Source organism: Rubneribacter badeniensis, from assembly GCF_002899695.1.
GTDB classification, from domain to species: Bacteria; Actinomycetota; Coriobacteriia; order Coriobacteriales; family Eggerthellaceae; genus Rubneribacter; species Rubneribacter badeniensis.
The window spans coordinates 1-11,851 of sequence record NZ_PPEL01000007.1; the positions used below are offsets into that span (position 1 = coordinate 1).

The following is an 11,851-nucleotide window of genomic DNA, read 5'->3' on the forward strand; positions in this document are numbered from 1 at the left end:
CCCCTGTCACACCCCTGTCACACGCATCCGCTCCTGCCACGCCAAAATGCACGACGTTTCGCCATCTCGGAACATGTGGCGTCATCCCGTTCTTTCGTCGCATGGTCGCGCGATGGCAGGAAATCGCCGGTTTCGGAAACTCCCACCGCCGTTTCGCCCTGTTTCGCGGCGGCTCACGCTCCCTGCGTTTTTTCGACCAGGCGTTTTAGGGGATTCGCGGTCGCGAAGTTTCCGAAATCGGTGATTTCTTGCCATTTTGGTCGGCTACGGAGCGCGGCACGCGATCCCGGTGCCCGCGTCGATGCGATTTCTGGCGGGTTTTTACGGAAATCCGCGGTCGGAGAAGGGGCTTGGCCGCCTTTCTTCCCCAAGCCACGCATGCGCGATCGATTGACCTGCGAAAACCGAAATCCTCTCGCGCGCAGAGGCTCGAATTCGCGAACGCAGAGGTGGATTTCCGTCAAAACCCGCCACGAAACCCGGATCGACGCGCGCTCGAAGCGATGGGCGACCCGCTCCCGTGCGCCGCCGGGCTGCCTCCCTCGCGCAACCGAGCCGCCTCCGTTCGCTTGCAGGCGGTTCCCCTGCGTCCGATTCCGTGATCGGCTCTGATCGAGGCATCCGATCCCGCCCGAAACCGCGCCCCCCGCGTTTGCGCCTCCTATGCGCTCGCGCACTGCGTGTGCCCGACCCTCGCTTTCGGCTGCGGACGTTCTTCGCGCGCTCGCCATCATTCGCCCGCATCTGCCCTTCCCGGCCCTCCCTCCCTCCGCACCCCGCCAAGCAACGATCCGCTGTCGGACAACGCCTGCGAGAACGCCGCCTCGCCCAACGGTCGTCCCTGCTAAAAGCCCAAATCAACAGCAAATTTCCACAGTTCGTAAAAATTTTTCTTGACATTGCTTGACACGCATCGTATTTTGATCAACTGCGAATTTTTCGCATAGGTGCGGGTGCTCATGAAGGAGGAAACGCCTCGTGGCTCAAGGAAAAACGACTGATCAGACCAGCCTTTACAGAGATCGGCGAAGCTTCGCGAAGATCCCGGACGTCATGGACGTCCCGAACCTCATCGCCATCCAGACGGAAAGCTTCGAGTTCTTCAAGGGCGAAGGTCTGGCGCAAGCGTTTAGGGACATCAGCCCCATCGAGAACAGCACGAAGGACATGTGCGTGGAGTTTGGTCGCCACGAGTTCGGCGAGCCGAAGTACACGGTCGACGAGTGCAAGGAGAAGGACGTCTCCTATCAGGCGCCGCTGTTCGTCGAGATCCGCTTCATCAACCGCGAGACCGGCGAGATCAAAGAGCAGGACGTGTTCGTGGGCGATTTCCCGCTCATGACCCCGCGCGGCACGTTCATCATCAACGGCACCGAGCGCGTCGTGGTGTCCCAGCTCGTCCGCTCGCCTGGCGTCTACTTCGCCGCCGAGCGCGACAAGGCCTCCGACAAGACCATCTACAACGCGAAGGTCATCCCGAGCCGCGGCGCGTGGCTCGAGTTCGAGACCGACAAGCGCGACATCCTGTCCGTGCGCATCGACCGCAAGCGCAAGCAGCCGGCCACGCTGCTCGTGCGCGCCCTCGGCCTCGCCGAGTCGCGCGAGGAGATCATCGAACTTCTCGGCTCGAGCGAGATGGTGCTGCGCACGCTCGACCGCGACCCCGCCACCACGAAGGAGGAGTCGCTCATCGAGCTGTACAAGCGCTTCCGTCCCGGCGAGCCTCCCACCATCGACTCTGCCCGCACGCTCCTCGAGGGCCTGTTCTTCAACCCGCAGCGCTACGACCTGGCGAAGGTGGGCCGCTACAAGATCAACAAGAAGCTCGGCTTCGACCCGGACTACGAGGCATCCACCCTCACCGACGAGGACGTCGTGCGCACGATGCAGTACATCGTGGCGCTGCACGAGGGCCAGGAGGGCTTCCAGACCGACGACATCGACCACTTCGGCAACCGCCGCATCCGCACGGTGGGCGAGCTCATCCAGAACCAGTTCCGCATCGGCCTGTCCCGCATGGAGCGCGTCGTGCGCGAGCGCATGAGCATGCAGGAGCCTGACGAGATCACGCCGCAGTCCCTGGTGAACATCCGTCCCATCGTGGCGGCCATCAAGGAGTTCTTCGGAAGCTCGCAGCTCTCGCAGTTCATGGACCAGACGAACCCCGCCGCCGGCATCACGCACAAGCGCCGTCTGTCGGCCCTCGGCCCGGGCGGTCTGTCCCGCGAGCGTGCCGGCTTCGAGGTGCGCGACGTGCACACCTCGCACTACGGCCGCATGTGCCCCATCGAGACGCCTGAAGGCCCGAACATCGGCCTCATCGGCTCGCTTGCCACCTACGCCCGCATCAACCCCTACGGCTTCATCGAGACGCCGTACCGTCGCGTGGTGGATGGCAAGGTCACCGACGAGGTGGACTACCTCACGGCCGACGAGGAGGAGAACTACGTCATCGCGCAGGCCAACGACCTGTTCGACCCTGAGACGCGCCTGTTCGGCACGTTCGACGACGACGGCGTCTTCCACGAGGCCGCGCGCGTGCTCTGCCGCACGAAAGACGCCGCCGGCGTGTTCGGCGAGCCCGACGAGGTGCCGCCCGCGCAGGTGAACTACATGGACGTGTCCCCGCGCCAGATGGTGTCGGTGGCCACCTCGCTCATCCCGTTCCTCGAGCACGACGACGCGAACCGCGCCCTCATGGGCTCGAACATGCAGCGCCAGGCCGTGCCGCTTCTGCGCCCCTCGGCGCCGCTCGTGGGCACCGGCATCGAGCACCGCATCGCGGTGGACTCCGGCGAGATCCTCGTCGCCCAGAACCCGGGCGTCGTGGACTACGTGGACGGCCAGACCATCATCATCCTGAACGACGATGGCGAGTACGACGAGTACCTCGTGCCGAAGTTCCAGCGCTCCAACCAGTCGGGCTGCATCAACCACCGTCCCATCGTCCGCAAGGGCGACGAGGTCCGGGCGGGCGACGTGCTGGCCGACGGCCCCAGCTGCGACAAGGGCGAGCTGGCGCTCGGCCAGAACCTCATGGTGGCCTACATGCCGTGGGAGGGCTACAACTACGAGGACGCCATCATCGTGTCCGAGCGCGTGGTGGCCGAAGACCTGCTCACTTCCATCCACATCTCCGAGTACGAGATCGACGCGCGCGATACGAAGCTCGGCCCCGAGGAGATCACCCGCGAGATCCCGAACATCTCCGAGGACATGATCAGCGACCTTGACGCCGACGGCATCATCCGCGTGGGCGCCGAGGTGTTCCCCGGCGACGTGCTCGTGGGCAAGGTCACGCCGAAGGGCGAGACGGAGCTCACGGCCGAGGAGCGCCTTCTGCGCGCCATCTTCGGCGAGAAGGCCCGCGAGGTGCGCGATACGTCCCTCAAGGTGCCGCACGGCTCCGGCGGCCGCGTCATCGGCATGAGCCGCTTCAGCCGCGAGGCGGGCGACGAACTGGCGCCGGGCGTCAACGAGCTCGTGCGCATCTACGTCGCTCAGAAGCGCAAGGTGCAGCAGGGCGACAAGCTGTCTGGCCGCCACGGCAACAAGGGCGTCATCTCCCGCGTGCTGCCGGTGGAGGACATGCCCTACCTCGCCGACGGCACCCCCATCGACGTCATCTTGAACCCGCTTGGCGTTCCGTCCCGTATGAACGTCGGCCAGCTCTTGGAGAACCATCTGGGCTGGGCCGCGAAGTGGGGCTGGGACGACGCGGAGGAGACGGACGCCGTGGTGGAGGGCCCGATGCACGTGGCCACGCCCGTGTTCGACGGCGCCACGGAGCGCGAGATCTCCGACGCCATCGAGAAGGCGAACCGCAACCTCATCAACATGAACCATGCGAAGTACGGCGACAAAGCGCGCGACGAGTTCGTGCCGCAGCTGTCCCGCGAGGGCAAGACGTGGCTGTACGACGGCCGCACCGGCGAGCGCTTCCGCGAGAAGATCACGGTGGGCCAAAGCTACATCCTCAAGCTCGGCCACATGGTGGACGACAAGATTCACGCCCGCTCGACCGGCCCCTACAGCCTGATCACGCAGCAGCCGCTCGGCGGCAAGGCGCAGTTCGGCGGCCAGCGCTTCGGCGAGATGGAGGTGTGGGCGCTCTACGCCTACGGCGCCTCCAACGTGCTGCAGGAGATCCTCACCGTGAAGTCCGACGACACCGCCGGACGCGTGAAGAGCTACGAGTCCATCGTCAAGGGCGAGAACATCCCCGCCGCCGAGGTGCCCGAGAGCTTCAAGGTGCTCGTGAAGGAGATGAAGTCGCTGTGCCTGAACGTGGAGCTTGAGGGCCACGATCACCAGACCATCGACGTCACTCGCGACATCGACGGCTCGCAGGACGCCGATCGCGCGCTGTACGAGGCGATAGCCGCCGACGCGCGCAAGACCGAAGAGGACGACGCGGCGAACGCGCTCGACAGCATCGCCGCTGAACTGGGAGAATTGATGGGCGAAACCAAAAACGAGAAGAACGACCTTATCGGAGAAGGGGAGGAGCTGTAAATGACGACGGAATTCGACGTCACCAATTTCGACGCCTTGCGCATCTCCCTCGCCAACGCCGAGGACGTGCGCAGCTGGTCCCGCGGCGAGGTCAAAAAGCCCGAGACCATCAACTACCGCACGCTCAAGCCCGAGAAGGACGGCCTGTTCTGCGAGAAGATCTTCGGCCCCACGAAGGACTGGGAGTGCGCGTGCGGCAAGTACAAGCGCGTGCGCTTCAAGGGCATCGTGTGCGAGCGCTGCGGCGTGGAGGTCACGCGCTCCAAGGTGCGCCGCGAGCGCATGGGCCACATCGAGCTGGCCGCGCCCGTGAGCCATATCTGGTACTTCAAGGGCTCGCCCTCGCGCCTCGGCTACCTCCTCGACATCCCGCCGAAGGAGCTGGAGAAGGTGCTGTACTTCGCCTCCTCCATCATCACGAGCGTGGACAAGGAGGCTCGCGAAGAGGATGTCGACGAACTGCGCGACGAGCTGGCCGCCGATCTTGAGGAGTTGGACGCCGAGCGCGAGCGCCTCATCGAGGCCACGCGCAAGCTGTCGGTGGACTACGTGCCCGAGGACGACGACTTCGTCGACGACATCGACGAGGACGAGCGCATGACGCCCGAAGAGGTCGAAGAGGAGATCGCCGACATCTACGAGGAGTTCAACGAGCGCAAGGCCCTGCGCCAGGACGCGTTCGACGCCTTCATGAAGATCGAGCCGAAGCAGCTCGTGCCCGACGAGGCCCTTTACCGCGAGATGCGCCTCAACTACCGCGACTACTTCACGGGCGGCATGGGTGCCGAGAGCGTGCGCGATCTGCTGGAGGCGATGGACCTCGAGGCCGTGGCCGAGGAGCTGCGCGAGGTCATCGCCAACGGGAAGGGCCAGAAGCGCGCTAAGGCCATCAAGCGCCTCAAGGTGGTGGACGCGTTCCTGAAGTCCACGAACAAGCCCACGGACATGATCCTCGACGTCATTCCGGTCATCCCGCCCGATCTGCGCCCGATGGTGCAGCTCGACGGCGGCCGCTTCGCCACGTCGGACCTCAACGACCTGTACCGTCGCGTCATCAACCGCAACAACCGCCTCAAGCGCTTGCTTGACCTCGGTGCGCCCGAGATCATCGTGAACAACGAGAAGCGCATGCTGCAGGAGGCCGTCGACAGCCTGTTCGACAACGGCCGTCGCGGTCGCCCCGTCACGGGTCCGGGCAACCGTCCGCTCAAGTCGCTCTCCGACATGCTCAAGGGCAAGCAGGGCCGCTTCCGTCAGAACCTGCTCGGCAAGCGCGTGGACTACTCCGGCCGTTCGGTCATCGTCGTGGGTCCGCAGCTGAAGCTGCACCAGTGCGGCCTGCCGAGCCAGATGGCGCTCGAGCTGTTCAAGCCGTTCGTGATGAAGCGCCTCGTGGAGCTTGAGTACGCTGCCAACATCAAGGCCGCCAAGCGCGCGGTCGATCGCGGCGCCAGCTACGTGTGGGACGTGCTCGAAGAGGTCATCACCGAGCATCCGGTGCTCTTGAACCGCGCGCCAACCCTGCACCGTCTGGGCATCCAGGCGTTCGAGCCGGTGCTCGTCGAGGGCAAGGCCATCAAGCTGCATCCGCTCGTGTGCACCGCCTTCAACGCCGACTTCGACGGCGACCAGATGGCCGTGCACGTGCCGCTCGGTGCCGAGGCGCAGGCCGAGGCCCGCGTGCTCATGCTCTCCGCTAACAACATCAAGTCGCCGGCGCATGGCCGTCCGCTCACCGTGCCCACGCAGGACATGATCATCGGCCTGTACTACCTCACGGCAGCCCGCGAGGGCTTCCCGGGCGAGGGCCGCGCGTTCATCGACTTCGACGACGCCATGAACGCCTACGACGCGCGCGCCGAGCTTGACCTGCAGGCCAAGATCTGGGTGCGCCTCACGAAGGACACGCAGGTGGCCACGGCCTTCGGCGTGTTCGAGGACCGCCGTGCGGGCGAGCGCATCGAGACGACCATCGGCCGCATCACGTTCAACAAGGTGCTGCCCGAGGACTACCCGTTCCTCAACTACGAGATGAACAAGAAGGAGATCAGCCGCCTCGTCGAGGACGTGTGCAACCGCTACGAGCTTTCCGACGTGCCGGCCATCCTCGACGGCCTGAAGGACGCGGGCTTCCACTACGCCACGCGCGCCGGCGTCACGGTGTCGGTGTACGACGCCACGGTCCCGCCGAACAAGGGCGAGATCTTGGCGGCCGCCGACGCTAAGGTCGCGGCCATCGACGAGGACTACGAGATGGGCCTCATGAGCCGCGAAGAGCGCCACAAGCAGGTCGTCGACATCTGGAACGAGGCGAACGAAGAAGTCGGCGACGCTATGGCCGAGAACTTCGACAAGTTCAACCCCATCTACATGATGGCGTTCTCCGGCGCTCGAGGCAACATCAAGCAGATTCGCCAGCTCGCCGGTATGCGCGGCCTCATGTCCGACCCGAAGGGCGAGATCATCGACCGCCCCATCAAGGCGAACTTCCGCGAGGGCTTGTCGGTGTTGGAGTACTTCATCTCCACGCACGGTGCCCGCAAGGGCCTCGCCGACACGGCGCTGCGCACCGCCGACTCGGGATACCTCACCCGCCGTCTCGTGGACGTGGCGCAAGACGTCATCATCCGCGAGATCGATTGCGGCACGACCGACGGCGTGCCGTATCCGCTGCGCAACGAGAAGGGCGATCTGGACGAGAACCTCATCGGCCGCTGCCTTCTCGAGGACGCTGCGGGCGCCAACGGGGAAGTGGTGCTGGCCGCTGGCGAGTACATCGAGCGCATGGAGCAGCTGCGCGAGATGGATCGTGCCGGCATCGAGGAAGTGGTCATCCGCACGGTCATGACCTGTCATGCTGATCATGGCGTGTGCCAGAAGTGCTATGGCTGGGATCTCGCCACGAGCCGTCCGGTGAACATCGGCACGGCGGTGGGCATCATCGCCGCCCAGTCCATCGGCGAGCCGGGCACCCAGCTCACCATGCGCACGTTCCACACCGGCGGCGTGGCTGGCGAGGACATCACGCACGGTCTGCCGCGCGTTCAGGAGCTGTTCGAGGCGCGCAAGCCCAAGGGCCTCGCCGTGCTCGCCGAGATCTCCGGCACGCTGCAGATCTCGGGTGACAAGCAGCAGAAGACGCTCACGATCCACGACCAGCAGGGCAACTTCCGCGAGTATGTGGTGAGCGCCCGCGCCCAGATGCTGCCAGGCGTTGCGGACGGTTGCGAGGTCACGGTGGGCCAACAGCTCACCAAGGGCTCCGTGAACCCGCACGACCTGCTGCGCCTCACCGACCCGAACACCACGCTGCGCTACATCGTGAGCCAGGTGCAGGGCGTGTACGTGAGCCAGGGCGTGGACATCAACGACAAGCATATCGAGGTCATCGCGCGCCAGATGCTGCGCAAGGTGGCCGTGATGGACGCCGGCGACTCCGACTACTTGCCGGGTCGCCAGGTGAACCGCTTCGAGTTCGAGAAGGCGGCCAACGAGCTGATCGCCGAGGGCAAGGAGCCGCCCGTGGGCCAGCCGCTTTTGCTCGGCATCACGAAGGCGTCGCTCGCCACGGATTCCTTCCTGTCGGCGGCCTCCTTCCAGGAGACGACGAAGGTGCTCACCGACGCGGCCATCGAGGGCAAGGTGGACCATCTGGCCGGCCTCAAGGAGAACGTCATCATCGGCAAGCCCATCCCGGCGGGCACCGGCCTTTCGCGCTACCGCGAAGTGGGGCTCACCTACAAGGGCCGTCCGGTGGCGGGCGTGCAGGGTGAGCAGCTGCCCGACTTCGCGCCCGATGCGCTTCGCGAGATCGAAGAGCTGTTGCCGCAGCCGCAGGATTGGTCGCTCGATGGCGAGGGCTACCTCAACATGGGGTCGAGCTACGGCAGCTACTACAGCGGGCTTTCGCTCGGCCACCGCGGGCCGCAGCTGTCCGACGAAGACGCGCGCCTGTACATCTACGACGATCTGGGCGTGTCGCAGCGCTGGGCCAACAAGTTCAGCGAGGCGGGCATCGAGACGGTGGCCGACCTCGTGGGACACACCGAGGAGGACCTGCTGCGCATCGAGGGCATCGGCGTGAAGGCTATCGAGGAGTTGAAGGAGGGCTTGGCGGCACGCGATCTCATGCACGTGATCGAGGACGACCTTGCTGCCACAAGCGACGATATGTCGCAGCTGCTCGACATGGTGTTCAGCCCCGACGATACCATCCTCATCGGCGGGGACGAGCCGCCCACGTTCGACACGTCCGGCGAGGACATGTTGGGCGAAGCCCTGCCGCCGCGCTCCTACCAGCGCAACCTGGAGGAGTTGGACGCGCTTCTGGGCTCGGTCGGCTCGCTTGGCTTCGGGTTGACCAGCAAAGAGGACGAAGAGGCATCCAACGATGCCGAGGACGTGGAGGAGTAGGCCACGCGAACGGGAGGGGGTGCGCTGCGGCGCGCCCCCTCTTTTCAAAGGCGGGTCGGCGCCCTCGCCCCCTTCTTTTCCATAAGCGGTTTTTGCGGTCTGCCCTCTGTGCCGCGACAGGGGGGCGATAGGGCATGCATCGCCCCCTGTCGCGACGAAAGATTCTCGACGGGAGGGCGGTTGCGCGATACGTGCGTCGACCGCTTCCGCTCAGGGTTCTCTCCCGTAGCTCTTCTTCCCTTCCCGCTATTTGAAAGGTGCTTCCATGACGCTCAAAACCTATCTTCCGGAAAACGAGGAACCGCCGTCGTCTCAGATCGGGGCGACGTTCGAAGCCCTTGCCGCCACCATCGCCGCCCGACGCGACGCGGGCGACGAGAGCTACACGCATCGTTTGCTCGTCGGTTCGCCGGACGGCGTGCTGAAGAAGGTTATGGAGGAATCCGGCGAGGTGGCGCTGGCTGCGAAGGACGTCGAGTCTTGGGCCACCTCATCGCTTGCCGCCACGCTTGCGGTGGCCGGCGCAGATGAGGGCGATGTCTTGTCTGTGGAGCTGCCGCCCGAGTACGCAACCGCCGTCGACCATCTGCGTTACGAGGCGGCCGATGTGGTGTATCATCTTCTCGTCGTGCTCGAACGTTACGGCATCGACCTCGACGAGTTCGCTGCGGAGTTGAACGCGAGGATGACGGAGGGCGAGCGCCCGCGAGGTGCCGTTCGCTTGCGCGAAGAGCATATCAAGAGAGGAAAGTAGGCGGTTCCGACGGCCTATGGCTGTCGGAACCGCTCGACGCTGCGACCTTCAGCAGCGCCCGATCTTCGCGGCGATGCCGATGACGTGCGTACCATAGTGCGCTTCGTCGTCGCCATCCCCTCGATCTCGGGTGCTGCCGAAGCCCTCGCTGGCTTTTACTGAACCGACTAGATTGGAGAGGGGCATCAACATGGCACGACTTTTCGGGACCGACGGCGTGCGCGGCGTAGCCAACACGCAGCTCACATGCGATCTGGCGTTCAAGCTCGGCCAAGCGGCGGTGGCGTTTCAGGGCAAGACCGTCCTCGTCGGCAAGGACACGCGCCTGTCGGGCGACATGCTGGAGTCGGCCGTGGCGGCCGGCATCATGTCGATGGGCGGCACGGCGTTGTTGGCGGGCATCATCCCCACGCCGGCCATCGCGCTTCTGGTGCGCGAGCTCGCCTGCGACGGCGGCATCGTGATCTCGGCGTCGCACAATCCGCCCGAGTACAACGGCATCAAGCTGTTCGATGCGCAGGGCTTCAAGCTGCCCGATGCGGTGGAGGACGAGATCGAGGCGTTCGTGGCTGCGGGCGGTGCGGCGGCCGAGGACCTGCCGGCGGGCGACGCTGTGGGCGTGGCGCTGCCGGTGGAGGAGGCGTGCGAGCTTTACATCGCGCATGCCGTGTCCACGGTGGCCGACGAGGGCATCGACCTCGCGGGCCTCAAGGTGGCGCTCGACGTGGGCCACGGGGCGTCCTGCATGACGAGCGCCGAGGCGCTGCGCCGTCTGGGCGCCGACGTGACGGTGATCAACGAGGATTTCGACGGCACCGACATCAACGTCCAGTGCGGTTCGACCTATCTCGAGCCCGTGCGCGCGCTCGTGGCTGAGATCGGGGCGGACGTGGGCATCGCGCACGACGGCGATGCCGACCGCGTGATGATGGTGGACGCGCAAGGCAACGAGGTTGACGGCGACGTGGTGGAGGCCGTGTGCGCCATCGATCTCAAGAAGCGCGGGCTGTTGCCCGGCAACACGGCGGTGTCGACGGTCATGTGCAACCTGGGCCTCTCGCACGCGCTGCGCGATGCGGGCATCGAGCTTGTCCAGACGAAGGTGGGCGACCGCTACGTGCTCGAGGCCATGCGCGAAGGCGGCTTCGCCATCGGGGGCGAGCAGAGCGGCCACATGATCTTCCTTAAGCACAACTCAACGGGCGACGGCCTCGTGACGGCGCTGCAGTTTCTGGCGGCGTGCCGCCGTGCGGGCGCGTCGGTCGAGGAGGCCGCGCGCGTGATGACGCGTTTCCCCCAGACGCTCATCAACGTGGAGGTGGCCGACAAGCACGCCGTGGACGGCAACGCCGCCGTGCGGGAGGCCGTGGCCGCCGCCGAGGCGGCTTTGGGGGATTCCGGGCGCGTGCTCTTGCGCCCTTCGGGAACCGAGCCGGTGGTGCGCGTCATGGTGGAGGCCGCGTGCGCCGAGGACGCCGAGCGCCATGCGCGCGCCATCGCCGAGGTGGTCGAGCGCGAAGTCTGAGGACGAGGTCGGGCTTCGCGTCCCGCATGCGAGGCCCGTTCGCGGGGCCGATCTTTCGCGAAAGCCCCCTGTCGAAGACGGCAGGGGGCTTTTAGTTTGCGGACTTCCGCTTGGTTGCAGAATCGGCCGTGCGGCCCTTTAGTCGGCGAGTGCGAGCCCGTCTGCCGGCATCGGCGCACTCGAGGCCTCCCTGCCGCGCAACTGGGCCCGCGTCTCGCGTTGCAGCGCGCGGAAGTTCCAAAACGTCACGGCAAAGCAAATGAGCGCATACACGAACGCGAGCGATTCCTTCGCCGAGCCGAACGGCGGCACGAGCGCCGCCTTGCTGGCGAAGGAGTAGAGCATGATGAGCAGAAACGGCAGGAGCATCACGTACTCCTTCTTGAAGAACCGTTCGAGCTGAAATCCCCCGCCGCGCAGCGTGCGCTTGCTGGCCACGAACAGGGCGATGCCCGCGTGCATGGCTGCGAGCGCGACGAAGAACCACGGCTTCTCAAGGAACTGCATGACGGTGATGCAGCCGAACGTCAGAACGGCTGCGGCCATGAACAGGGCGAGCCCTGCGGCGGGGTAGCGGGTTGGGGTCATGCGTCCTCCTTGCTCGCCCGCGCGGCTTCGCGGGCACGGATCTCGTCGCTGCCATG

General features: G+C 65.7%; 6 protein-coding genes. 5 read left to right on the forward strand and 1 reads right to left on the reverse strand.

All coding sequences use genetic code 11. From position 1 onward, the window contains the following. The 5 genes from C2L80_RS14120 to glmM form a co-directional block, all read left to right on the forward strand. On the forward strand, positions 1-209 hold a 209-nt coding region (locus tag C2L80_RS14120), incomplete at its 5' end, for a hypothetical protein (RefSeq protein WP_204600519.1). A gap of 769 nt (positions 210-978) precedes the next feature. Further along, complete coding sequence (rpoB, locus tag C2L80_RS02715; RefSeq protein ID WP_092199633.1) at positions 979-4,515, forward strand: DNA-directed RNA polymerase subunit beta; 3,537 nt, start codon at positions 979-981, stop codon at positions 4,513-4,515. After that, entirely contained in the window at positions 4,516-8,928 is a 4,413-nt protein-coding gene (locus C2L80_RS02720) for a DNA-directed RNA polymerase subunit beta' (protein WP_103262584.1), read from the forward strand. Positions 8,929-9,193: 265 nt separating this feature from the next. After that, positions 9,194-9,682 carry a phosphoribosyl-ATP pyrophosphatase gene (locus C2L80_RS02725; protein WP_103262585.1) on the forward strand — a complete coding sequence of 163 codons (489 nt, stop codon included), beginning with the start codon at positions 9,194-9,196 and terminating at the stop codon, positions 9,680-9,682. Positions 9,683-9,872: 190 nt separating this feature from the next. Beyond that, a complete protein-coding gene (gene glmM / locus C2L80_RS02730) occupies positions 9,873-11,207 on the forward strand; it encodes a phosphoglucosamine mutase (RefSeq protein ID WP_103262586.1) in 1,335 nt (444 codons plus the stop codon). Between the two features lie 138 nt (positions 11,208-11,345). On the opposite strand, the gene C2L80_RS02735 is transcribed toward glmM, so the two are convergent. Beyond that, a complete protein-coding gene (locus C2L80_RS02735) occupies positions 11,346-11,795 on the reverse strand; it encodes a hypothetical protein (RefSeq protein WP_092199636.1) in 450 nt (149 codons plus the stop codon). Between the last annotated feature and the right edge of the window lie 56 nt (positions 11,796-11,851).